22 protein-coding genes are annotated in these 22,039 nt (G+C 69.7%); 7 read left to right on the top strand and 15 right to left on the bottom strand.

From position 1 onward, the window contains the following. Positions 1-32: 32 nt before the first annotated feature. The 3 genes from F9C12_RS30055 to F9C12_RS30065 all read left to right on the top strand — a co-directional run bounded on the left by F9C12_RS30055 (position 33) and on the right by F9C12_RS30065 (position 2,579). Positions 33-578 (top strand): hypothetical protein, encoded by a 546-nt coding sequence (locus F9C12_RS30055; protein ID WP_409462606.1) that lies wholly within the window; start codon positions 33-35, stop codon positions 576-578. Positions 579-663: 85 nt separating this feature from the next. Continuing rightward, positions 664-1,320, top strand: a complete 657-nt coding sequence (locus F9C12_RS30060; protein ID WP_409185116.1) for a hypothetical protein — start codon at positions 664-666, stop codon at positions 1,318-1,320. 101 nt (positions 1,321-1,421) lie between these two features. Further along, the gene (locus F9C12_RS30065; RefSeq protein ID WP_409185117.1) at positions 1,422-2,579 is read left to right on the top strand and encodes a cystathionine gamma-synthase; all 1,158 of its coding nucleotides are present in this window, start codon (positions 1,422-1,424) and stop codon (positions 2,577-2,579) included. 579 nt (positions 2,580-3,158) lie between these two features. Here F9C12_RS30065 and F9C12_RS30070 read toward each other — a convergent pair. Next, positions 3,159-3,434 (bottom strand): hypothetical protein, encoded by a 276-nt coding sequence (locus F9C12_RS30070; RefSeq protein ID WP_409185118.1) that lies wholly within the window; start codon positions 3,432-3,434, stop codon positions 3,159-3,161. 96 nt (positions 3,435-3,530) lie between these two features. On the opposite strand from F9C12_RS30070, the gene ilvA reads away from it, so the two are divergent. Further along, on the top strand, positions 3,531-4,736 hold the full coding sequence (gene ilvA / locus F9C12_RS30075) for a threonine ammonia-lyase (protein ID WP_409185119.1): 1,206 nt from the start codon (positions 3,531-3,533) through the stop codon (positions 4,734-4,736). 4 nt (positions 4,737-4,740) lie between these two features. On the opposite strand, the gene F9C12_RS30080 is transcribed toward ilvA, so the two are convergent. From F9C12_RS30080 to hppD, 7 genes are all read right to left on the bottom strand, one after another. After that, on the bottom strand, positions 4,741-5,814 hold the full coding sequence (locus F9C12_RS30080; RefSeq protein ID WP_409462607.1) for a hypothetical protein: 1,074 nt from the start codon (positions 5,812-5,814) through the stop codon (positions 4,741-4,743). A gap of 1,198 nt (positions 5,815-7,012) precedes the next feature. Beyond that, positions 7,013-7,909 (bottom strand): immunity 49 family protein, encoded by an 897-nt coding sequence (locus tag F9C12_RS30085; protein ID WP_409462608.1) that lies wholly within the window; start codon positions 7,907-7,909, stop codon positions 7,013-7,015. Further along, on the bottom strand, positions 7,906-8,463 hold the full coding sequence (locus F9C12_RS30090; protein ID WP_409462609.1) for a hypothetical protein: 558 nt from the start codon (positions 8,461-8,463) through the stop codon (positions 7,906-7,908). Before F9C12_RS30090 ends, F9C12_RS30085 begins: the two co-directional genes overlap by 4 nt. Next, positions 8,463-12,407 (bottom strand): hypothetical protein, encoded by a 3,945-nt coding sequence (locus tag F9C12_RS30095; RefSeq protein WP_409462610.1) that lies wholly within the window; start codon positions 12,405-12,407, stop codon positions 8,463-8,465. Before F9C12_RS30095 ends, F9C12_RS30090 begins: the two co-directional genes overlap by 1 nt. Next, entirely contained in the window at positions 12,407-12,712 is a 306-nt protein-coding gene (locus F9C12_RS30100; RefSeq protein WP_009083178.1) for a type VII secretion target, read from the bottom strand. The genes F9C12_RS30095 and F9C12_RS30100 overlap by 1 nt, the downstream gene beginning before the upstream one ends. 30 nt (positions 12,713-12,742) lie before the next feature. After that, positions 12,743-13,288: a YbaB/EbfC family nucleoid-associated protein gene (locus F9C12_RS30105; RefSeq protein WP_409185125.1), complete on the bottom strand. Its 546-nt coding sequence runs from the start codon at positions 13,286-13,288 to the stop codon at positions 12,743-12,745. 201 nt (positions 13,289-13,489) lie between these two features. Further along, the gene (hppD, locus tag F9C12_RS30110) at positions 13,490-14,689 is read right to left on the bottom strand and encodes a 4-hydroxyphenylpyruvate dioxygenase (protein WP_409185126.1); all 1,200 of its coding nucleotides are present in this window, start codon (positions 14,687-14,689) and stop codon (positions 13,490-13,492) included. A 122-nt stretch (positions 14,690-14,811) separates the two neighbouring features. Between hppD and F9C12_RS30115 the strand changes: the two genes are divergently transcribed. Continuing rightward, a complete protein-coding gene (locus tag F9C12_RS30115; RefSeq protein WP_009083170.1) occupies positions 14,812-15,282 on the top strand; it encodes an Lrp/AsnC family transcriptional regulator in 471 nt (156 codons plus the stop codon). Here the strand turns inward: F9C12_RS30115 and F9C12_RS30120 are convergent. The 3 genes from F9C12_RS30120 to F9C12_RS30130 form a co-directional block, all read right to left on the bottom strand. Beyond that, the gene (locus tag F9C12_RS30120; RefSeq protein ID WP_409462611.1) at positions 15,266-16,069 is read right to left on the bottom strand and encodes an MBL fold metallo-hydrolase; all 804 of its coding nucleotides are present in this window, start codon (positions 16,067-16,069) and stop codon (positions 15,266-15,268) included. The two genes, F9C12_RS30115 and F9C12_RS30120, sit on opposite strands and share 17 nt — an antisense overlap. A 101-nt stretch (positions 16,070-16,170) precedes the next feature. Then, a complete protein-coding gene (gene greA, locus F9C12_RS30125; protein WP_409462612.1) occupies positions 16,171-16,671 on the bottom strand; it encodes a transcription elongation factor GreA in 501 nt (166 codons plus the stop codon). A 187-nt stretch (positions 16,672-16,858) separates the two neighbouring features. Next, positions 16,859-17,317, bottom strand: a complete 459-nt coding sequence (locus F9C12_RS30130) for a DUF4307 domain-containing protein (protein ID WP_409186892.1) — start codon at positions 17,315-17,317, stop codon at positions 16,859-16,861. Between the two features lie 177 nt (positions 17,318-17,494). On the opposite strand from F9C12_RS30130, the gene mca reads away from it, so the two are divergent. Together mca and F9C12_RS30140 are read left to right on the top strand one after the other, a co-directional pair. Further along, positions 17,495-18,409: a mycothiol conjugate amidase Mca gene (gene mca, locus F9C12_RS30135; RefSeq protein WP_409185129.1), complete on the top strand. Its 915-nt coding sequence runs from the start codon at positions 17,495-17,497 to the stop codon at positions 18,407-18,409. Then, the gene (locus tag F9C12_RS30140) at positions 18,406-18,750 is read left to right on the top strand and encodes a hypothetical protein (RefSeq protein WP_409462613.1); all 345 of its coding nucleotides are present in this window, start codon (positions 18,406-18,408) and stop codon (positions 18,748-18,750) included. Before mca ends, F9C12_RS30140 begins: the two co-directional genes overlap by 4 nt. A gap of 21 nt (positions 18,751-18,771) precedes the next feature. Here the strand turns inward: F9C12_RS30140 and F9C12_RS30145 are convergent, their stop codons facing one another. From F9C12_RS30145 to F9C12_RS30160, 4 genes are read right to left on the bottom strand one after another with little or no spacing between them, the layout of a single operon-like run. Beyond that, positions 18,772-19,485, bottom strand: coding sequence for an ESX secretion-associated protein EspG (locus tag F9C12_RS30145; RefSeq protein ID WP_409462614.1), 714 nt, complete (start codon positions 19,483-19,485; stop codon positions 18,772-18,774). An 18-nt stretch (positions 19,486-19,503) separates the two neighbouring features. Further along, positions 19,504-20,700, bottom strand: a complete 1,197-nt coding sequence (locus F9C12_RS30150) for a hypothetical protein (protein WP_409462615.1) — start codon at positions 20,698-20,700, stop codon at positions 19,504-19,506. Next, positions 20,700-21,311, bottom strand: coding sequence for a DUF3558 domain-containing protein (locus tag F9C12_RS30155; RefSeq protein WP_409185133.1), 612 nt, complete (start codon positions 21,309-21,311; stop codon positions 20,700-20,702). Before F9C12_RS30155 ends, F9C12_RS30150 begins: the two co-directional genes overlap by 1 nt. Next, positions 21,308-21,769 carry a hypothetical protein gene (locus tag F9C12_RS30160; protein WP_409462616.1) on the bottom strand — a complete coding sequence of 154 codons (462 nt, stop codon included), beginning with the start codon at positions 21,767-21,769 and terminating at the stop codon, positions 21,308-21,310. The genes F9C12_RS30155 and F9C12_RS30160 overlap by 4 nt, the downstream gene beginning before the upstream one ends. Positions 21,770-22,039: the final 270 nt, after the last annotated feature.

Genomic DNA, 22,039 nt, shown 5'->3' on the forward strand with positions numbered 1-22,039 from the left:
GAATCGCCTTTCCAGCCCGAGGGGGACCTGCCGTGAGCGGCCTGCACGGACTTCCGGCACGGCAGCGGGAACGGGAATCCTCCCCGGCGGAACCGGCGGCGCACCGGCCGAACGGAAGCACCGCGATCGCGGCCGGACTGTTCGGGCTCGTCGCCGCCGCGACGTCCGGCTACCTCCCGGCCCGGCTGTTCCTCGACATTCCTTCGGGATTCAGCCTCGGCGACCTCTCGCCGCTGACGCTCGCCGATCTCGCCGCGTATCTGGCCGCTTCGCTGGTCTTGCTGGTCGGCGCGATCGCCACCTTTTTCCGTGCGACAGCCGGCGCGGTGCTGCTGATCGCGGGCGCGCTGCTCGCCCTCGGCGCGCTCCTGCTGGAGCCCGCGCTGGGCGGTTCCCCGGCGTACGCCGAGTACTTCCGGACGCTGCTGCGGTTCGAGAATTTCGCCGCACTCGACCGCGTCACGCTCGCGGCGGCGGTGCTGTTCGTGCTCGTGCTGGCTGTCCTGCCGCGAACGTTCGGCTACCTGCGCTACCGCGCTCCCCTGGTGCCGGTTTCGTCACCTTCTCGACCTTGGTAAATCCTCCCCGAAAGCGGCGCGGACCTGGCACGATACAGGCACCCCACCCGCCGTCCGGCGGGACCAGATACGCCGAGGACTCCCCGTGACTTACCCCCAGAACCCGCAGGGCCAGCCCCAGCAGCCGCAGAGCGGCCCGATTCCCGGGCAGCAGTACCCGGCGAGCCAGCCGACGCCGGCCCAGCCGTACCCGGGCGCCCCGCAGCAGCCGTTCGCCCCGCCTGCCGCCGGCCAGCCGTACCCGGCGTACCCCGGCGGGCCCGGCGTGTACCAGCAGAAGCCGAACGGCGCGACCGCGATCATCGCCGGGATCCTCGCGATCATCGGCGGCATTTTCGCGATCATCTCGATCATCGTCGCGGTCATCGCGATCTCGGCTATCCACATCACGGTCTGGCAGCTCTACGTGGCGATCGTCATCTACGCGGTGCTCGTCGGCCTGCTGTTCTTCGGCGGCATCGGCCTGTTCCTGCACAAGCCCGCCGCCCGCCTGTGCACGATCGTCGGCTGCGGGCTGGTGATCGCGTACACGATCCTGAGCGGCGTCCTGACCGGGGTCGCGACCTCCGGGTACAAGGGCAGCGCCCAGATGCTCGGCGCGGGCATCGGCGGTACCCTGATCGCGCTGATCCCGCCGGTCGCGACCCTGGTGCTGGCGATCGTGAAGCCGACCGCGGACTGGGTCAACTACCGTCCGGACGCGCCTGCCCAGGGCGGATACCCCGCGCCGCAGGGCTGGTGACGTCGGGGCTGCCGGTGCGGGTTTGTACCGGCAGCCCTCCCGCATGGTGAGTTGCCTCCCAGCTGATGGGATTGTCGGGGGTTCCCCGTACCCTGGGAACCATGGCCGACGACTTCTCCGTCCTGGGTTTCGAAACACGCGCGATCCACGCCGGGCAGCAGCCCGATCCCCGCACGGGTGCGGTCATCGTGCCGATTTACCAAACGTCCACGTACGCGCAGGACGGCGTGGGCGGCACCCGCGAGGGCGGCTACGAGTACTCGCGCACCGCGAACCCCACGCGGACCGCGCTGGAGGAAGCCCTCGCCTCGCTCGAAGGCGCCCGGCACACGCTGGCGTTCGCGTCCGGCATGGCGGCGTCCGACGCGGTGCTGCGCACGGTCCTGCGCCCCGGCGACCACCTGGTCCTGGGCAACGACGCGTACGGCGGCACGTTCCGCTTGATCGACAAGGTGCTCAGCCTGTGGGGCGTCGAGCACACGGTCGCGGACCTGAGCCGCATCGACGACGTACGGGCCGCGATGCGCCCGGAAACCAAGCTGATCTGGTGCGAGTCGCCGACCAACCCGCTGCTGGGCGTCGCCGACATCGCCGCGCTGGCGGGTGTCGCGCATGACGCGGGCGCGCGGCTGGTCGTGGACAACACCTTCGCCACGCCGTACCTGCAGACCCCGCTGGCTCTCGGCGCGGACATCGTGGTGCACTCGACCACCAAGTACCTCGGCGGCCACTCCGACGTCGTCGGCGGCGCGGTCGTCACCAACGAGGACGAACTGCGCGAGCAGCTCTTCTACCTGCGCAATGCCGCCGGCGCCGTCCCCGGCCCGTTCGACGCGTGGCTGACCCTGCGCGGGCTCAAGACGCTGGCCCTGCGGATGGAACGGCACAGCGACAACGCGGAGCTGATCGCCCGCACCTTGGCGAAGCACCCGAAGGTCACCCAGGTCTACTACCCCGGCCTGCCGGAACACCCCGGCCACGAGATCGCGGCGAAGCAGATGCGCCGCTTCGGCGGAATGGTGTCGTTCCGCGTGACGGGCGGAGAGGCGGCGGCGCTGGAGGTCGCGTCCCGCACGAAGCTGTTCGTGCTGGCGGAGTCGCTGGGCGGCATCGAGAGCCTGATCGAGCACCCGGGCAAGATGACGCACGCCTCCACGGCGGGCTCGACGCTGGAAGTCCCGGAGGACCTGATCCGGCTGTCGGTGGGCATCGAGGACGGGCGCGACCTGGTGGCGGACCTTACGCAGGCGCTGGGCTGATCTGCCGGAAGGGCGATCGCCGGGATCGGCGCGACTGAATTCTCGGAGGATTCCGGACGCGGCGAGCTACGGCGGCGCCAGGTACGCACTGACCGACGCCGGCCCGCGTCTTGCCCTGCCGCGCTACGACTTCGCCAACAACGTCGGCTGGCACGCGGACATCCCCGCGCTGCGGAAGTGGTCAGGCATGGCCGGTTCCTCCGGTGGCGTGTCCTGGTGCCTGGGACAGGGCTTGTTCTTGCCCTGACGCAGAAGTCGCCAGCCCATTCCCCGATTGGGCTGGGCTGGCTGCTTTGAGCTAGTCGTCGCTAGGTGGCGAGAATCTGCTGCGTCGTCGCCGAAACCACCGGGGTGAAGCCCGATTCCCGGATGCGGCCGAAGTTGTCTCACGCGGGGGCAGCAGGCTCGGGCATCGCGCATTCACGGCGGTGAGGTGCGGGCGCAGGCAGCCGGTCAGCCATGCTTTCGCGCAGGGTGGTCGGCCGGGGAAATTCAACCGGTCGCCCACACTGCCGCTTCGCTCATCCGCGGTCCAGCGGCCGAATTTGCCGCGTCTCGCGAAACGGCTGCCGGGCAGGGTCAGGGCTTGCTGTTCTCCGGCAGCGCGTTGGCCTGCCGGGTCCCGGTCGTCGTCGGGAGGTCGGCACCGTTGACGCAGCCGCCGACCAGTTCGATGTGGTTGTCGTGCCGGATGTACTGGGCGGGTCCGGCGCATCCGGCCGCCTCGACGGTCGCGAAGGCGGCTCCGGTGAGGGCGACGGCGGACAGGATGCCCGCGGCGAGCGGCAGCAGACCGGTACGGGACTTGGCTCGGGACTGGGCCCGGGCGGTGGTCCCGTGCTGCGCGCGTGCCATGGTCGCACTCCCTGATCCGGTGTGGCTGCCGTTAACCAGGGTACCGGTCCGCCGGGCGGCGCACCCCGGCCGTCCGTCGGTGGCATCATCGGCGCCATGGAACTGGTCAGCGTCGAGCGCATCCGGGAAGCTCGGAAGCTTCTCGAGGGCATCACCCGCGTCACGCCGATGGAGCACGCCCGCGACCTGCGCCGGCTGCACGGCGGCCCGGTGTATCTCAAGTGCGAGAACCTGCAGCGCACCGGTTCTTTCAAGATCCGCGGCGCCTACACCCGCATTCACGGCCTGACCGCCGGGGAACGCGCGCGGGGTGTCGTCGCGGCCAGTGCCGGCAACCACGCGCAGGGGGTCGCGCTGGCGTCGTCGCTGCTCGGCATTTCCTCGACCGTCTTCATGCCGTCGCGCGCCCCGCTGCCGAAACTCGCCGCGACCCGCGGTTACGGCGCGGAGGTCCACCTCCACGGCGCCGTCGTCGACGAGACCCTCGCCGAGGCCATCGCGTTTTCCGAGCGCACCGGCGCGGTCTTCATCCACCCGTTCGACCACGAAGACGTCATCGCCGGGCAGGGCACCGTCGGACTGGAGATTCTCGAGCAGGTGCCGGGGGTGAAAACGATCCTCGTCCCGACCGGCGGCGGCGGACTGGTCGGCGGGGTCGCGGCGGCGGTGAAGGCGCTGCACCCGGAGATCCGGGTGATCGGCGTACAAGCTGAAGACGCCGCCGCCTACCCGTCCTCGCTGGCGGCCGGTGCACCGGTGCGGCTGCGCGAGGTGCACACGATGGCGGACGGGATCGCGGTCGGCGAGCCGGGCAAGGTCAGCTACTCGCATGTCCAGTCGCTGGTCGACGACGTCGTCACGGTGACCGAGGAATCCTTGTCCCGCGCGGTATTGCTGTGCCTGGAACGGCGGAAACTGGTCGTGGAACCGGCCGGTGCGGCTTCGGTGGCCGCGCTGTTGCAGCACCCCGGCGCTTTCGAGGCGCCGGTGGTGGCGATCCTTTCCGGCGGCAACGTGGATCCCGTGCTGCTGCAGCAGATCATCCAGCACGGCATGACCGCGGGCGGCCGCTACCTGAAGCTGCACCTGCGCGTGCCGGACCGGCCGGGCTCGCTGGTTTCCGTGCTGTCGTGCGTGAAGGACCTGGGCGCGAACGTCCTCGACGTCGAGCATTCCCGCATCTCCGGCAGCCTGGCCCTCGGCGAGGTCGACGTCGCCCTCGCCCTGGAAACCCGCGGCCCGGAGCACTGCAAGGACGTCGAGGCCGCTCTCGCCGACGCCGGGTTCACCATCGTCAGCTGACTGTCTACTGTGGACTCTCCGGCAGCCGCGCGCTGAACCACAGCGGGAGATAGTCCTCGTCGCGCGGGTAAAGCTCCTGGTCCAGCGCGTAATCCTCAGGCCGGGGCGGCGTATGGAAGGCCGGTTCGTCGTCCTCGTTGAAGCTCGCCTGGTAACGCGCCGGCGGTTCGATGGCCAGCGAAAGCGTGTACCAGGTGCCCCGGCCTCGGACGTACTTGCTGCGCCGCAATTCGGCCAACGGCTTCGACAACTCCCGCGCGACGGGAACCTGCTGCGTGCTCCCGTCCGCCATCCGCGCGCCGCACGCGAGGTTCGCGTGCCTGCCCAACGCCATGAAATCGAAGACGATCTGCTGCCACCCCCGCGGAGCCGCCGCGATGAGCGCCGTCGAGATCTCGCTCAACAGCTCCTCGGGATCCCTCGGCGATTCCGCTTCGCTGGGACGGCTTTCGGCCGCGGGCGGGCTGGTCATCGCCGCCAGCATCCGCTCCTGCGTCGCCTCGTCCACCTCCGGGACGGTGTAACTGGCCGCCCGGATGTGCTCGACCAGCTCCGGATCCGGCGAAATCCCGTGCTCCCGCAGGTAATAACCGACCGCGCCAGGCCACACCCAGCTGCCGTCGGTGCGGAAATTCAGCGGAACGACGTCCGTACGAGACGGGTCGAAGGCGTCGGTGTCCTTGCTGCGGGACGCCAGGATGACCGGCGCGCTGTCGAGATAGGCGAGTACGCGCTCGCGCTCCTCCGGCGACAACGCTTCCCGTTCGACAACCGGATTCCCCGCCTCGTCGAATCCGTCGTAGACCCGCGGAGTGCGCAGCTCGACGGACTCCCCTTCGGAGGCAACGCCTTCCGACTCGGATGCAGCCGACTGAGCCGCTCCGGAAACGATCCCAGCCGCCGCGACTTCACTCGGCTCGGACTGCGCCTCGTCGCCATCTGAGGCAGCGGCATGTTCGACGTCGGACAGCGGCAGAGGAGAGCCGGGCTCGTCCACGGGAAGCGCGGGTTCAGTGCTTCCCGTGCCCGCGGCCTGCTCGGAATCGGTTACGGGTGGGGGCGTGGTGGGTTCGTCCACGGGGAGCGGAGGCACGGTGCTTCCAGTGCCCGCGGCGTGCTCCGCGCCAGGCAGCGGCGGAGATGCCGTCCCCTCTACGGGGAGCTGGGGAGCAGCGTTCCCGCCGCTCGTGGTTTGTTCGGCATCGGGCAGCGGTGGCGGCGTGATGGGCTCGTCGACCGGGAGCGGAGGAACCGGGTGCCCAGTGCCTGCGGCCTGTTCCGTGCCAGACAGTGGCGGGGGTGTCGGCCCGTCCGATGGGAGCGGGGAAGCAGGGCTCGCGGCCTGCTCGGCATCGGGCAGCGGCGGAGGCGAGTTGGGCTCATCCACGGGGAGTGGGGGAACTGCATCCGCGGTGTGTTCCGCGCCAGGCTGGGGCGGGAGCTGGGGAGCAGCGTTCCCACCGCCCGCAGTCTGCTCCGTACCGGGCAGCGGCGATGGCATGCCGGGCTGGTCCGCGGGGAGTGGGGGGACTGCATCCGCGGTGTGTTCCGCGCCAGACTGGGGCGGCGGTGTGGGCCTGTCCACGGGGAGCTGGGGAGCAGCGTTCGCAGCGCCCGCAGTCTGCTCCGTACCGGGCAGCGGCGGAGGCGTGCCGGGCTGGTCCGCGGGCAGCGGGGGAACAGCACCAGCGGGTTCTGCGCCAGCCGGCGGCACCGGAGTCTCCGCACCCGGCGGCGGCACCACCGGACCGGCACCAGGCACCGGCGGCGGAACCGGCTGCCCACCCGGCACCGGAGGCAGTGCACCGGCCCGCTGGCGCAGCCATGGCGGGACAAACCGGTCCTCGCGCGGGAAGAAGCGCAGTTCGTCCTGGAAACCGATCGGCGGGGGCAGTTGCCGCCAGCGCGGTTCGAGGTCTGGCTGGTAGTCCGTGAACGGCGGCCGTTGCGGGGAGAACACCAGCGTCGCGGTCAGCCACGTGCCGCGGCCCGGTTGGTACATCCCGGTGCGCAGCATGCCGAACAGCCGCGGCAGGTCCGGGTGCGGCTGGACGGGGTAGGTCCGGTTGTCCGGGGCGAGCACGGCGACGTCGACTTCGACGTGCCGTCCCGCGGCGCGGCAGACGACCTGCAGCTGCTGCCATCCCGCGGGCAGCGCGGCGGCGGCCGCCTGGCCGATCTGCTGGACGAGTTCCTGCTGCTGGGCGGCGGTGAAGGGCACCGGTGGCCGGGTCATGAGTTCAGCGGCTCCTCGCCGGGCGAACGCTTCATTTCGATCAGCCGTTCCGCGGCGGGCGAAGGCCCGCGAGCAGGTTGGCCGGGGTGTAACCGGACTGCACGTCGAACTTCATCCCGACCGAACGGGCGAGCACCGCGATCGCAAGCGGGGCCAGCGCGAGGAACCCTTCCGGATCGGTCGCGCGGTCCTCGGCGGTCCAGTACTCGCGGTGCCGCTCCAGGGCGGAGACGAACGCCTCGGCGAACTTCTCCGAATCCCGGCGCAGCACGTAGGAGAACATCCGGATCGGCGGGTACACGAGCTGCAGCATCGCCGCGGGCGGGGTGAACCGCGCGGTGTCCGGGTCGGTGCCGTCCATCGCGGGCAGGAACATCTCCGGGGTGACCTCGCGGTGTGCGAGGAACGTCCGCACCGTCTCGACCCACGGGTACATATAGGCGTCGTGCTCGCTGCCCGACGCGCGCAGCACATCGAGCGGCACCGCGGCCAGCTGCTGGATCAGCACGTCGTCGCGCTGGAGCACGGCGAGCCACGCCGCGGTCAGCCAAGCCGCCGGGCCGGTGCGCGGCGTGGGGCCGGTGGCCGCGAAACGCCGCGGGCGGCCGAGCACCGCCTCGACCTCCTGCCCCACCGGTGCGCACGCCGCGGTGAACGCGGCCGCCGCGGCCTGCGCGGCGAGGGCGAGATCGTCCCAGGTGCCCGGGTCCTCGGCGTGCGGGTCGACGACGCTGCGGTACTGCGCGAGCATCAGTTCCCGGCGCACGATGTTCGCCAGCACGCTGGTGTCCTGCGCGAGGTAGTCGAAGTAGAAACCCACCTGCGGCGACAGCTTTTCGATCTGCTTCCAGGCGACGTCGGCGTCGACCGGATGCCGGGCGACGACCGTTCCCGCGGGAAAAGCCCGCGCGGCCTGGTCTGCGCGCGGCACGGTCATCCGCCGACGGTGATGTCCTGCGCCCACGGCGGCAGGAAGTCGGACCCGGTCTCGCGCATGATTTCCAGCCGCTCCCGGTAACGCTCGACATCCGGCGTGATGGCCTTGAACCACGCGCTGACCGAAGGCCAGGCGACGCGCGCGGGCTCGTCTTCGGTCAGCAGCCAGACCTGCGGGTCGTCCTGCTCGGCGTCGGCCCCGTCGACCACGTGGTAGGTGTACCCGCCGTGCGCGGCCAGCACGAGTGCACCGTCCACATCAGACAGTTCGGCGTTCTGCGCGTTCGCGGTGGCGACGGCGTGGTTCTTGGCCTCGCCGCGCACCGCCTCGACGCCCAGCGAACTGCCCGGCAGCCACAGGCCGTGCGTCGTGCCGATGAGGCGCAGCACTTCCCTCGCCGCGGCGGGCACGGCCCGGGCGCGCTGGTCCGTCGCCATCGCGTCGATCTCGGCATCGGATGCTCCCCGCACCGATTCCGCGCGCAAACCGGCTTCGACCGCACCGGCGAAGATCGCGCGAACCAGTTCCGCGCCGTCGCCCGGAGACGCCGTCATCACATCAACCTTTCACCGGCGAGGTTGACGACCTCGACCCGGACATTCGGGAAAAGCTGCTTGTACTGCAGGATAACATCGGTGCACGAGTCGCAGATCTGGTACTCGTTCGGAATCATGTCCCGCTTGGTCGACGGCAGGTCCACCACCATCCGCAGGTCGCCGCTGATGTCTTCGCGGGTCACCGGCGTGTAGGGCTGACCGTTCTGCTGCGCGCGTTCCGCGCCGCGGCGGTTGATTTCCTCGAGTGCGCCGTCCATTCGGTCGCGGGCTCGCGCCGTGTCGCCGCGAAGTCCTTCGCGGTACATGTTTTCGTGGTTGTTCTTGAGGTACGCCGCTTCCTCGCGCCGGGATTTCTCGATTTCCTTCTTGACGATGTCGTCGATTTCGCTGCGGTCGAGACCGGAACGCGCCGCGAAATTGTGCCGCACCATTTCTTCGAGCAGCTTCGGTTCCGAGTCGTGGGTGCGGCCGAACTTGCCGTCCGGGTCGGGCATGCCGAGTTCGGGCCGGTACGGACCGGCGTCCTTGGTGCCGAACAGCCGCTCGGACTTGGGCCACTCGGGACCGTCCTTCGCCGGCGCCCAGTCGTGGCTCTTCCCGCTGAAACTGTAGAGATCGACGGTTTCGCCGTTCGCGTCGCGGAACCTCGCCGTGGTGAGGGCCCGTTCGTGCGGACGGCGCACGTCGTCGGTGAGCGGGTTGCGGTTGCCGTTCAGCTCCCGCACTTCGTCGAGACCCTCGGCGCGGCGGTCGCGGTTCTCCTGCCGGAGATCGCGCATGTCCTGGTCCCGCTGCTCCTGGTTGAACGGCGGCTGCCCGCGGTCGACGGCGCTGTCGGCGTCGATGTCGTGCGGATCGTGGTGCTTGCCGTCCGGGGCGAACCCGTCGTCGCCGACGTGGTGCGACGTGCCGTCCGGACGGTGCACCGACCACTCGCCGTCCGGCGGGATGCGCGGCCGCATCCGTCCGTCCGGGCCGATCTCGTAGTTGGACGAGAAGACGCGGCCGTGGGAATCGGTCCACGCCGGCTTGCTCGGGGCCAGCACCTCGGTGTTGAGATCGCGCGACAACCGGTGCGCGAAATCGTTCGAACCCGCGTCGCAGCCGATCAGCCGGATCGGCCTGCCGTCGTAGTTTCCGTTGCGCCGCAGGATGTCCGCGAACTCTTCCGGCGTGTACAGCCGGTCGCCGACGCGGGCGTGGCCGTCCGCGGTGACGTGCACATCCACCGTGTAGCGCCCGTCCGGGTCCGGCTGGACGCGGTGCGGCAGGTCGCCGAGTTCCGGGTCGCCGCGGTGGTACGAGCTGCCTGCCGGGGTGTCCTCGGCGTGCCGGCGGTTGACCTCGTCCGGGGACAGCGGCTCGTCGTGGTGCGGCGGGGTGCCGTCCGGGTCGTCGTGGTGGTTCGGCCCGTCCTCGTGGTGCTTCGGGTCGGCGTGGTCCGGCTTGCGTTCGGGTGCGTCGTGGTCCGGTTTGTGGTCGGACTTGTCGTTGCCCGGCTTGCCTTCCGCGTCGTCGTGCCGCCCGGGCTTCTTGTCCGGTGCGGTGTTTTCCGGCTTGTCGCCGCTCTTCGGCTTCCCGGACTCGTCGGCGTGCGGTTTGCCGTTCTGTCCCGGGGTTTCCTTCCCGGTCCGTTGTGGACCGCCGGCTTCGCCGGGCTTGGCGGGCGGAGCCTCGGTGCGCGCGCCGCCGCGGGCGACGGGCTCCGGCGAGCCGTCGGGACGCCGGGCGCCTGCCTCCGGACCTCGCTGGCCTCCGCCCGGAGCGGTCGCGACGGCCGCGGCCGGGGGTGCGGAGCCGTCGCCGGACCCGCGGTTCCCCGACGCGGGCGAGCCGCCGGACGTCGGTGCCGGCTCCGAACGGCCGAGTCCGGGTTCGGTGCCCGGCCGCTTGGGCTGTCCGGCATCGCTGCCGTCACCGGGGCGCTGCGGACCGCTGTTCGCCGAATCCGCCGGACGCTGCGGCGAAGAACCGCCACCGCCTTCGGGACGTTGCGGCGTGGAGTCACCAGTGCGCTGAGTGGTCGGACCGCTGTCACCAGTGCGCGGCGGGGTCGAACCGCTGTCACTAGTGCGCTGCGGAGTTGAAGATCCGCCATCACGCTGCGGCGGGGTCGACGAACCGCCGTCGGCGGGCCGCTGCGGCGCGGGCCCGGAACGATCCGGCGTGCGACTCGGTCCGCCGCCATCCGCCGGGCTCGGCCGCCTGCTCGACGGACCGCTGTCCGGAACCCGGTTCGGCGCGACTTCCGGAGCTCGCGACCCCGGCGTCCCCGTCCAGCCGCTGCCGCTGGGCCGAGGCGACGGACTGCCGCCGCCCGCCGGGGCATTGGCCGGACTCCCGCCGCCGCCCTGCTGCGGAATCCCGCCACCCGACGGAGCTTGGTTCGGCGCCGAACCGCCCCCGTCGTTCGAGCGCAGGTGCGGCGGGGGAGCGGACTGCGGAGCGGGCGCGTCCGTGCGAGGCGGGGCATAGCCGCTCGCCGACGTCGAATCGTTGCTGCTCGAATGATGCGGACTCGGCTCGTTGCCGCCGGAATGCGTGCCGCCGCCCGACGACGAGTGCGGTGCTCCGCTGGAGTGCGGGGAACTGCTGGGCGGAGCACTGACCGAGGACGGACCGTCGCTGTGCGCGGAGCTTTGCGGCGCGTAGGAACTCTCCGCCGGACTGCCTCCGCCGCGGGACGTCGGGCTCGCGTCACCGGCGAGCGTCGACGGGCTGGAGTCGGGGTGGCTCCCGCCGGAGCTGTCGGAACCCCGCCGCGACGACGACGTCGGAGTATCTACTGTGGACGGTCCGGTGCCGTCCGGCGACGACGAATGCGAGCCGCCCGACGAGGACGGCCTGTCGCCGCTCGAGCTGTCGGATCCGTTGTGGCTGCCCGAATCGCCCGAGTGGTCGCCGGGCGTGTCGGATCCGTCCGAACCGTCGTGGCTGCCGTTCGGACCGTCGCCGCCGTCGGCGTTGTCCGATCCGTTGGAACGGCGAGAACCTGACGGCGACCCAGGGTCCGCGTCGCCTTCGCCGGACCCGCCGTGATGACCGCCGCCGGAGCCGCCCGCGCCGCCGCCGGAACCGCCGCGGTGGAAGAAGCCGCCCGCCTTGATGTTCTTCGTGCTGATCACGTCGAGGCCGGTGACCTTGCCGGCCAGCTTGCCCAGCACCTTGATGATCTTCGTGAAAACCTCGGCGAGCTTGCCGAGCAGCGGCGAGACCCGGCGCATCGTCTCGCACAGCTTCGTCAGCAGCTCGCTGATCTTCTCGCCCCACTTGGAGATCGCCGTGACGGCCTGTGCGACCACCAGCGGCGTCCCGAACCCGAGCGAGAACACCTCCTCCATCACCCAGGAGATCAGCTTGCCCACCAGGTCCGCGATGAGCTGGCGCACCAGGCCGCGCACGAAGGCGACGACCTGGCCCATGATCATCGTGACGGTGCCGATCGCGCTCGCGACCGTCGCCGCGCCGCCGATCGCCTCGGCCGCCTCCGCCGCGGACTTCCGGTAGGCGTCCGCGCCGTCGCCCTTCCACTCCGCGGTGCCGGTCTTGACCGCGTTCTCGAGGTCTTTCTGCCGTTCCTGCAACGCTTTCGCGACGTTGCCCCAGGTGTCGGCATAGGACTGGATCACCGGCGGGTTGCCCGCGACCGAGTCCAGCATGTCCTTCAGCGGCTGCACGTGCTCCATCAGGAACGACGCCACCGACGACATCAGGTAGCCGAACGGGTCGATCGCCGCGCCCGCGATCTCGCCGGCGAGGCTCGCGACGCCGAGGCCACCGGAAACCCAGTCGCCGTCCGCGATTCCCTTCCACGCGTCCGTCGCCGATTCGGCGATGTTGATGCCGGTGGCGTAGCCGTAGTCGCCGTTGCCCTCGGTGAAGGGCCCCGGGCCGTCGCCGTCCTTTTTGGACTCCGCGACCAGCGGATTGCCTTCGGGCATCAGTCGCTCGCCTTCATCGAACCGGCAGCTTCGCCTTCGTAGCTGTCGTACGCCTTCGCCGCGTCGCGCACCTTCTGCGCCTGCGCGTCCATCGCGGTGACGGTGTTCTGCAACGCCTCGATCCCGTAGTTCTCCACCGGGTCCAGCATCATCCGGAACGGCTGGCAGAGAATGCCGTACGCGTCGGTGGGCATGCTGACCTGGTGCGCGGCGTCGACGGCCTGCTTCAGCCCGTCGGCGAGCGCGTCGAGCTGACGGGCGTGCGCCTCGAGATCGCCGCCGATCTCATAACCCCTGGGTGCCATGGTTTTTCTTCCCCCTGGAACGGCTTGGACTCAGGACAGGATCGATCCGCCGAAGTCGTCGTCCTCGTCCGACGAACTCCGGCGGCGGCGTTGCTGCTGAGGCGGTGGCGGTGGCGTCGCCGGACGCGGCGCGGCGGCACCCGTTTCTTCGGCGTCCTCCGGCAAAAACCGGCGCACCCGGTCGGACGCGGACTCGGCCGGTTCCTCGGCGGGCGGTGCGGGGAACGTCTTCTGCGCGTCGGCCACCAGCGTTTCCGTGGTCTCGTCGCCGCCCACGGTCTCGGCCGCGGCCTGCCGCAACAGCTCCGGGATCCGGGCCTGGGCGCGCTGCACGAGCCGCATCACCTCGGCGGAAACCTCGGCCATCTTCTTGCTCGCCGCGGAGTCCGCGAGCACCAGGTTCTTCAACAGCCCCTTGGCGTCCACGGTGACCTCGACCGCACCGTCCTTCGACCGCTCGGTGACGGTCTGGCCCTGCATGCGCTCGGCCATCGCCTGGTAGCGGGCAGCGGTCTGCTGGAGCTGTTTGGTCCAGCCCTCGATCATCTGCTCGCTGGCGTCGATGCTGTCCGGCATCGGGCCCCTTTCTCCGCGGTGACTCCTCCAGAATGACGGACGCGCGACCCCGTCGGTTCCGCGCGGTTCCGAATTGTCCGCGCGGCGCGGTTTCATCCTTGATGTCGACTACTGTACGCGAACTTCTGGTTGCGCGCCGTAATATAAACGGCCCGCCCGCGAGGTACGCGGACGGGCCGGGGAAAGAGGGAAGCGAGCGGATCAGAGGTTGCCGCGGCGCTCCTGCTCCCGCTCGATGGCCTCGAACAGGGCCTTGAAGTTGCCCTTGCCGAAGCCGAGCGAACCGTGCCGCTCGATGAGCTCGTAGAACACGGTGGGCCGGTCGCCGATCGGCTTGGTGAAGATCTGCAGCAGGTAGCCGTCCTCGTCGCGGTCGACCAGGATCCGGTGCTCCTTCAGGGTTTCGATCGGAACCCGCACCTCGCCGATCCGGGCGCGCAGCTCGGGGTCGTCGTAGTACGAGTCCGGGGTGTCGAGGAACTCGACGCCCGCGGCGCGCATCGCGGTGATGGTGGCGATGATGTCGTTGGTGGCCAACGCGATGTGCTGGCAGCCCGCGCCCTCGTAGAACTCGAGGTACTCGTCGATCTGCGACTTCTTCTTCGCGATCGCCGGCTCGTTGAGCGGGAACTTGACCCGGTGGTTGCCGTTCGACACCACCTTGCTCATCAGCGCCGAGTACTCGGTGGCGATGTCGTCGCCGACGAACTCCGCCATGTTCACGAAGCCCATGACGCGGTGGTACCAGTCGACCCAGTAGTCCATCTTGCCGAGTTCGACGTTGCCGACGCAGTGGTCGACCGCCTGGAACAGCCGCTTCGGCGCGCCCTCGGGCCGCTTGACGGTGCCCTCGCGCGGCTCGTAGCCGGGCAGGTAGATGCCGTGGTAACGGGACCGGTCGATGAGCGTGTGCCGGGTCTCGCCGTAGGTCGCGATGGCCGCGCGGCGGATCGTGCCGTGCTCGTCGGAGACGTCGTGCGGCTCCTCCAGGATCGTCGCGCCCTCCTTGCGGGCGTGCTCGACGCACTTGTCGACGTCGGTGGTCTCCAGCGCGAGGTCGATCACGCCGTCGCCGTGGCGGCGGTGGTGGTCGAGCAGCGGGGAATCGGGCTTCACGCCGCCGGTGATCACGAAGCGCGCGGAACCGGACTTGAGCACGAAGGCCTTGTGGTCGAGCTGTCCCGTTTCGGGACCGGAGTACGCGACCAGCTGCATGCCGAACGCGACCTGGTAGAACCACGCGGTCTGGGTGGCGTTGCCCGCGATGAACACCACCGCGTCCAGTGCCTTGACCGGGAACGGGTCGGTCGAGGCGTCGTGGTCCACCAGTCCGACGAGCTGGCGGAGCTGGTCATAGCTGACGTCGTCGAGTGCGCCGTGCGGATCCATCGTGGAGGTCATGCACTGAAGCATGAGTCGCGCCCGGCAAGCTGCGCAACGGTTTCCGTTTCAGCTGGACAATATGTTCAGCTTATCCTGGAGAAGCTCGGTCATCTTGGACAACCTGCGCAGGGAGAAAACCGGTGCTTGACTCGCTCGACGCGCGGCTGCTGCTGTTGCTCACCGACTCGCCCCGCCTCGGCGTGCTCGAATGCGCGCGCCGGCTCGGCGTCGCGCGCGGCACGGTGCAGGCGCGGCTGGACCGGCTCACCGAACGCGGCATCCTCGGCGGCTTTCCGCCGGAACTCGATCTGGCCGCGATGGGGTACAGCCTCACCGCGTTCGCCGTGCTGGAAATCGCGCAGGGCAAACGCGCCGGCGTCGCGGAGGCACTGGCTGCGATCGACGAGGTGTGCGAAGTACACGCCACCACCGGACAAGGCGACCTCTTCGTGCGCCTTGTCGCGCGTGACAACGACGATCTGCAACGCGTCATTGACGAAGTGGTTGGCGTGCCGGATGTCCTGCGTACGTCGACCTCGATCGCGTTGTCTACACCAGTGCCGCCGCGCGTACGGCCGTTGCTCGAGCGGACTGCTAGGACACGTACGTGAGATAGCGCTTCGCGGAGCGCTGTACGACGTCATGGCCGTCCGTACGCACGATGGCGTCCCACCACGCGCCGTAAATGGCTTCGAAGGCGTACGGCTCCAACAGTTCCGCCGCGTGCCGTACGACGCTCGGCCGTTCCGGGATGAGGTTCGGGTAGCTGTACATGAAGCCGACGTGCGTACGGTCCGGGATCACCTGCACGATGTCGCCGGTCAGCAGCGCGCCGCGGCCTTCTTCGCCGGCCGGCCAGTGCAGTACGGTGCCGCCAGCGAAGTGCACGCCGAGGTTGATCAGCTGGAGATCCGGCGAGACGTCGAGCGTCGTGCCGGTCCACAGCTTGATCGACGGGTCCGGCCGGCCGATCCACTGCTGGTCGTTCTCGTGCAGGTAGACCGGGACGTCGAAGGCGCGCGCCCATTCGACCATCGTCGTGTAGTAGTGCGGGTGGCTGATCGCGATGCCGGTGATGCCGCCGAGTTCGGTGATCTTGCCGATCAGCTCGTCGTCGAGGTAGGCGGAGCAGTCCCAGAGGAAGTTGCCGCTCTCCGCGCGGACCAGCAGCGCGCGCTGGCCGATCGCGAACTTCGGGTCCGAGCCGATGCCGATGAGGCCCGGCCCCTGCTCCTCGACCCTCGGCTTGAGCCCGCTGTCCGCGCGGAGCGTGGCCAGATCGGTCCACTTCTGCCCGCCGGCCGGCACGTACTGCCGTTCGTCCTCGCAGATCGGGCAGTCCGCTCGCGGGGCGGCGTACTGCGTCCCGCAGGTCAGGCAGAGCGGTTCGGTGCTCATCGGGGTGTCCTCCCAGTAGTTTCTCTGGAAGACACGCTAGACCGCCGAACGCGCGCCGGGCCACGGGGAAACCGGGCGGGCGCGCGTTCGGCGGGGACGAGTCAGGACTCGGTGTAGGGCACCGCCTTGACCAGGGTGACCTTCATGGTTTTGCCGTTGGGCAGCTCGTACTCGCGGGACTCGCCCTCCTTGGCGCCGAGCAGCGCCTTGCCGAGCGGCGATTCGGGGGAGTAGACGTCGAGTTCGCCCTCCGCGCCCTCTTCGCGGGTGGCGAGCAGGAACTTCTCCTCCTCGTCGTCCCCGTCGTACTTGACGGTGAGCACCTTGCCGGGGCCCGCCGTGCCGTCGTCCTCCGGAGCCTCGCCGACCTTCGCGTTGCGCAGCAGCTCCTGCAGGTGCCGGATCCGGGCCTCGGCCTGGCCCTGCTCCTCGCGGGCCGCGTGGTAGCCGCCGTTTTCCTTGAGGTCGCCCTCTTCGCGGCTGTCGTTGATGCGGGCGGCGATGACCGGACGATTCTCGATCATTTCGTCGAGCTCGTGCTTGAGCCTGTCGTAGGCATCCTGGGTCAGCCAGGTCACCTTGGTGTCGCTCACGGTCACCATCTCCTCGTAGGGCCTGCCAGGCTTGGGTGTACAAGCCGGCCACCGCGTACGCACGCGGTTGAGATAAAGGAAAAACACGGCCCGTCGGGGGCCGTGCTGAACTACGAGCGTATCACGGCAGGACAGGTCGACGCCGGTCCATTTCACGCCGCGCGGACGCTCGCCGCGCAATTCACTCCGTTGGCCGCTACGGGGTTGACAGATAGCGTGGTATGGAATACGAGCAGCCGAACACGTCGGCGGTCACCGGGGTCCCGATGCTCTTCACCACTGTGTTCAGCCTGCTGTGGCCGGCCCCGGCGGGAACCAGCACCTCCCGGCGGCCGCTTTCCGCGCCGGACTTGTCGCGCACCCGGACAACGCACACGCCGGGCTTGGCGTCGTCGTCCCGGGTGACGTTGAGCGTGACCTCCATCGCGTCGTTCGGCAGCTCCTTGAAGCCGACGCGTTCCGCCTCGATGGGCGTCTTGCCGAGGTTGAGGTAGTAGACGAAGCCGACCGCGCCGCTCACGACCAGCGCGACGGCCACGAAAAGCCACCTCCGCCAGCGCTTCGACGGCTTGCCCTTGCCCGCGGTGCCGTACCGGTCCGCGGGCCGCGCCGCAGCGGCGCCGCCCTCGGCGGTCACGGTCTCCCCGCTCTGCAAATCCGGGCCTCCGGTCAAACTTGTCGTACCCCTGGGGACAATAGGCAGTGCGGCCGGTCCGGGGCACCACCCTGGTCGAGTATCCGCGACCCGTTCCGGCGGCGCGGAGCCGGGGCGGTTTACCGCGGCGCAACCAGGTGTCACGGAATAACAGGACAGGAAAGGGCCGTTCGGACCATGGTGGGAGCCGACGAGCTGACAACAGAAGACCGCAAGCAGCGACTGCGCCTGATGGCGGTGCACGCCCATCCCGACGACGAGTCGAGCAAGGGTGCCGCCACGATGGCCAAATACGTCGCCGAGGGGCACGAGGTCATGGTCGTGACCTGCACCGGAGGCGAGGCGGGCAGCATCCTCAACCCGGCCATGGACCGGCCGGACGTGTTGGCGAACATGGCCGAGATCCGCCGCGAGGAGATGGCGCGCGCGGCGAAGATCCTCGGCGTGAGCCACCGCTGGCTGGGATTCATCGACTCCGGGCTGCCCGAGGGCGACCCGCTTCCGCCGGTGCCGGAGGGCTCGTTCGCGGTGATCCCGCTGGAGGAGTCCACCGAGGCGCTGGTGCGCGTGATCCGCGAGTTCCGCCCGCACGTCATCACGACGTACGACGAGAACGGCGGGTACCCGCACCCGGACCACATCCGCACGCACGAGGTGTCGATGGCGGCCTTCGACGCGGCCGGCGACCCGGAGCGGTTCCCGCAGGCCGGCGAGCCGTGGCAGCCGCTCAAGCTCTACTACATGCACGGGTTCTCCAAGGCCAGGATGGTGGCGTTCGACACCGCGCTCAAGGAGGCCGGGCTGGAGTCGCCGTACGAGGAGTGGCTCAAGTCCTGGGACCCGGACCGCGCCGACATCATGGAGCGGGTGACGACCCGGATCGAGTGCGCGGAATACTTCGAGGTGCGCGACGAGGCGCTGAAGGCGCACGCCACGCAGATCGACCCGACCAGCCGCTGGTTCGCCGTTCCGCTGGAGATCCAGCGCGAGGTGTGGCCCACTGAGGAGTACGAGCTGAACCGCTCCCTGGTGGACAGCACGCTGCCGGAGGACGATCTGTTCGCAGGCATCAAGGAGAAGGTGAGCCCATGAGTTTCGGTGTGCCGGCCGTCGCGGTCGTCCCGCTCACCGCGTCGGCGCTGGTGCTGGCCCAGCAGCCGGACAGCGGGGACAACGGCGGCCAGGGCGAGGACTTCGGCAAGTCCTCGCCGGTCGGCCTGCTGGTGCTGATCCTGTTCCTGATCGCGGTCGTCTTCCTGGTCCGGTCGATGAGCAAGCACCTGAAGAAGGTGCCGGCGACGTTCGACAAGGAAGAGGCCGCCGCGGCTGAAGCCGGCTCGGCCGAGCCAGCCGCCGAGGACGGTGCGGAGAAGGCTCCGGCGCCGGTCGAGGAGAAGAAGCCGGACGCGGCGGCGGCCAAGAAGAGCGACTGACCTCCGGCGACGGGGCTGGAGCTAGCTGGCCAGCCCGTCGCGGAGTGCCGCGATCTTGGCCGTGAGCAGGCTGTCCTCGCCGGGCAGCACCGTGATGTACCGGTTTCCCTCGGGCCCGGAGACCTCGAACGCGACGCGGCCGTCGGTGAGGTCGAGGTAGCTGAGCGGCCCGGCTTCGGCACGCCCGGGCCGGGCCGGTTCGCGCGCGACGACGGTTATCTCGCCGACGCCGAAACAGGTCTGCTGGAACAGAGCGTCGACTGTGCGGACGGCCGCGCTGCGCTCGGCGGAGAAATCCGCCTGGAAGTCCTCCTGCGGCAGGGAGAACGCGCTCAGCTGCGCGGGCCGGTACCGCGGCAGGCTCGCGACCAGCGCACCGGCCGGGGTCCCGTCGAGCACCTTCAGCCGCACCCGATCGCCGCAACACAACGCCTTGACCCCGGTCCGCCCCCGGACGGCGACCAGCACGCTGTAGCGAAGGTCCTGGTTCTCGACGTGGGCGACGTATTCGAGGTCGGCGCGGCCCAGCGCGTAGAGCAGGTCCTCGAACTCGTCGACGAACCGTCCGTGCTCAGTCAGGCCAAGCCAGGCCAGCTCGGCGCGCACCGCTTCGTCGAGCCGCTGATCGTCGGGGGTGAACCGAAGCTGCCCTGAAAACACCGGATGCGGCTCGGCGAACCCAGCGTCCCGAAGCGCGCCGACGAGGGCGTCGAGGGACAGTTCGGTCGCGCGCACCGCTTCCTCCCCGACGACCTAGCGGTCCCCGAGCACCGGAGGCGTCGGTTTGACGTCGGTCCCGCCGAAGACGTCCTCGGACTCCCGGAGGTAGGGCGGAGCGGTTCTCTCCTTGTCTTCTTCCTTGCTTTTGCCGGGTATTCCGCCGCCGAGGACACTGCCGTTTTTCCCTGCCGCGCCTGGCGTTCCGGCGGCGCTGCCGCGGGTCTGCGCCGATTCGCCCGGGGTGCGGGCATCGACCCGGTTTCCCGCGCCGAGACCGCCGGGGCTGCCGCCGGTACTGCCGCCGTTGCCTGGCGCGGGAACGCCGAACGGTACGAATCCGCCAGTTACGAGGGGATTGACCGGCTGACCGGACGGCCCGAACTGATAACCGGGCGGCAACGCGGGCGAACTGGATTCGGCCGAACTGGTGCGGGTCGAGTCCGGTCGCGCGGTCACTGCATCCGATTCTGGTTGCGCGGCAACTGCTTCCGGTGGTCGCGCGGAAGCGAGATTGCCGACCGGCTCAGGCTCATGACCGCCGCGGTGGACAGCTGGGCTGGCGCTGGTTGCCCCGGGTATCGGCGCACGGGGTTCCGGAACCGGTCCTGCCGCGGCAGGAGGTGGCTCGGGATGGTGTTTGTCGGGTGGTTTGCCGCTCGGCCCGCCCGGACCCGCGACCGTTTTCGGCGGAGCGCTGGTGCTGGCGAGATCGACGGACGCGCCGGTATCGCTCAGTTCCGCGTAGCGCGCCGGAATGCGGTCGGAATTCGTCCCGGTGGTCGAGTGATAACCGGTGTACGCGTCGATGTTGTGCTGAGCGTCGGCCTGCCATTGGTCGAGTTTGCCGAAATAGCCGGGCTGCCCGTTGAGCACGTCGTACACGTCCTGTGCGGTGAGTTCCGGCCGGTCGCCCACTGGCCGCACGGAGTTTTTGACTGTCTGAAAGGCCGATAGCTGCCCGTCCGCCGCGTTCTGGGTGAACACCAGGTTGGTGCTGATGGCGGCGGAGGCGGCCATCAGCGGAGCGGCCGAGTTCGCGGCCTGCTCGGCGGTGACTCCGTGCCACCCGGCCCGCACTTTCTCCGCGAGGACGGCGATCTCGTCGGTGCGCTCCAGCAGCCGCTTGCTGAGTTCCTTCGCGGCATGCCGGGTTTCCCCCAGCGATTCGGGTCCTTGCCCGCCGGTGATGGCGTGGTAAATCTCCGCCGGGGTCATGGGCCGGTGGGGCATCAGCGTCCTCCTCGCAGATTGCCAAGCACTTTCTCCGCGACGCCTCGAGCGGATTCGCACGGGTCTTTCTCGCCTTTGTGCGCCGGGGATTGCGTGATCGACAATTCGACGGTTTCCCGGTCGCTGGTTCCCAGCGCGACGTTGCATTCGCCGCGGCTCTCCCGGGGGTCGTCCACGCCGTAGGCGACGATGGGGTACCCGTCGACCGGGGCGAGCGGCAGGAAGAACGGGTAGGCCCCGCCTTTGGCGCGATAGACCGAAGTCAGGCCCAATTTGTCGATGGCGGGGAAAAGGACGACGATCTTCGCCCGGGAGAACCATCCGCAGGCAGGCCCGGAGGGGCCGTGCGGGTCCGGGTTCACCCGGATGCCATCGCCGAGGAGTTCGGCGAGTTGCGCTGACGTCAAGGCGGCGCAGGGATTCTGCCGGAACCGGGTGATGTCGAGCGGGTTCTGCACCTTCGGCACGCCGGGGCCGGGCACCTGGTCTTCCGGCGGCTTGCTCGGCGGCTGATCGAGGTGCTCGACCGGTTTGGCTTGCCCGGGCGCGGTGCTCGAGCAGCCGGCGACGGCGCACAGGGCGAACGCGGCGAGCACGAGGGCGCGTCTCACAGGTTCCCCCCGGTCTTGCCGAGGTCGGCCGAGTTCTCTTCTTCGGCGGAGGTGTATTTCCGCAGCGCCTTACGGTATTTCTCGGCCTGTTCCCGGCAATAGTTCTCGCATTGGACGAGCGACCCCAGCAAGAAGTTCCCGGAATCGCGGAAAATGGCCGCGTTCTCCCCGCTGGCGGAGTCCAGGCCGGGTGGTTTCGTTCGCGCGATTACTTCTGCGTGCGCTCGATCGAGGCGATACTTGTCGGCGAGGCTTTCGTACAGTTTCGCGAGTTCTTCAAGCGTTGCTCTGTCGTACGAGTACCCGTCGCCCAGCAACGGCGCGACCGCCATCGTCTCGAACGACGCGCCGCCGTATTTCTGCACCGGGGGCACGCTGGAGCGCTGATTGTCGGCCACGATGTACGCCTCCCCTTGCGTAGACCGGTCCGGGGCCGCTGGGCTCAGGTGTCTGGTCACCGTGTGGCACCGGATGGTTACTCTAGTCGCCGCGATTAACCCTGTCTGCATCTGCTAACTGCAAATTGCAGGGGAGTTCGCGCTTTTCCGGACCTGACCAGGGCGATTGTCCTGATGTCAACAGCGAGCATCCCCCGTTTGTCTTAAGCCGCAGACAGGGTGGACGACGCGGCGCGGGTTGCGGCTCGGCTCACCGACTTGTAATCGGCTCCGTCGACCGCGGTGCTGGAGAACCGGATCGGCGAGCGGATGGCTGAATCCACTGCCAGG

This window comes from Amycolatopsis sp. GA6-003 (assembly GCF_046267895.1).
Classification (GTDB): Bacteria; Actinomycetota; Actinomycetes; order Mycobacteriales; family Pseudonocardiaceae; genus Amycolatopsis.

What these genes read in the sequence shown, in the direction of transcription:
- F9C12_RS30140 (WP_409462613.1), top strand. Translation starts at nt 18,406, where the DNA reads ATGAGTTTCGGTGTGCCGGCCGTCGCGGTCGTCCCGCTCACCGCGTCG.
- mca (WP_409185129.1), top strand. Translation starts at nt 17,495, where the DNA reads ATGGTGGGAGCCGACGAGCTGACAACAGAAGACCGCAAGCAGCGACTG.
- hppD (WP_409185126.1), bottom strand. Translation starts at nt 14,689, where the DNA reads ATGACCTCCACGATGGATCCGCACGGCGCACTCGACGACGTCAGCTAT.
- greA (WP_409462612.1), bottom strand. Translation starts at nt 16,671, where the DNA reads ATGGTGACCGTGAGCGACACCAAGGTGACCTGGCTGACCCAGGATGCC.
- F9C12_RS30085 (WP_409462608.1), bottom strand. Translation starts at nt 7,909, where the DNA reads ATGACCGTGCCGCGCGCAGACCAGGCCGCGCGGGCTTTTCCCGCGGGA.
- F9C12_RS30095 (WP_409462610.1), bottom strand. Translation starts at nt 12,407, where the DNA reads ATGCCCGAAGGCAATCCGCTGGTCGCGGAGTCCAAAAAGGACGGCGAC.
- F9C12_RS30065 (WP_409185117.1), top strand. Translation starts at nt 1,422, where the DNA reads ATGGCCGACGACTTCTCCGTCCTGGGTTTCGAAACACGCGCGATCCAC.
- F9C12_RS30150 (WP_409462615.1), bottom strand. Translation starts at nt 20,700, where the DNA reads ATGCCCCACCGGCCCATGACCCCGGCGGAGATTTACCACGCCATCACC.
- F9C12_RS30090 (WP_409462609.1), bottom strand. Translation starts at nt 8,463, where the DNA reads ATGACGGCGTCTCCGGGCGACGGCGCGGAACTGGTTCGCGCGATCTTC.
- ilvA (WP_409185119.1), top strand. Translation starts at nt 3,531, where the DNA reads ATGGAACTGGTCAGCGTCGAGCGCATCCGGGAAGCTCGGAAGCTTCTC.
- F9C12_RS30070 (WP_409185118.1), bottom strand. Translation starts at nt 3,434, where the DNA reads ATGGCACGCGCGCAGCACGGGACCACCGCCCGGGCCCAGTCCCGAGCC.
- F9C12_RS30105 (WP_409185125.1), bottom strand. Translation starts at nt 13,288, where the DNA reads ATGCCGGACAGCATCGACGCCAGCGAGCAGATGATCGAGGGCTGGACC.
- F9C12_RS30100 (WP_009083178.1), bottom strand. Translation starts at nt 12,712, where the DNA reads ATGGCACCCAGGGGTTATGAGATCGGCGGCGATCTCGAGGCGCACGCC.
- F9C12_RS30120 (WP_409462611.1), bottom strand. Translation starts at nt 16,069, where the DNA reads ATGAGCACCGAACCGCTCTGCCTGACCTGCGGGACGCAGTACGCCGCC.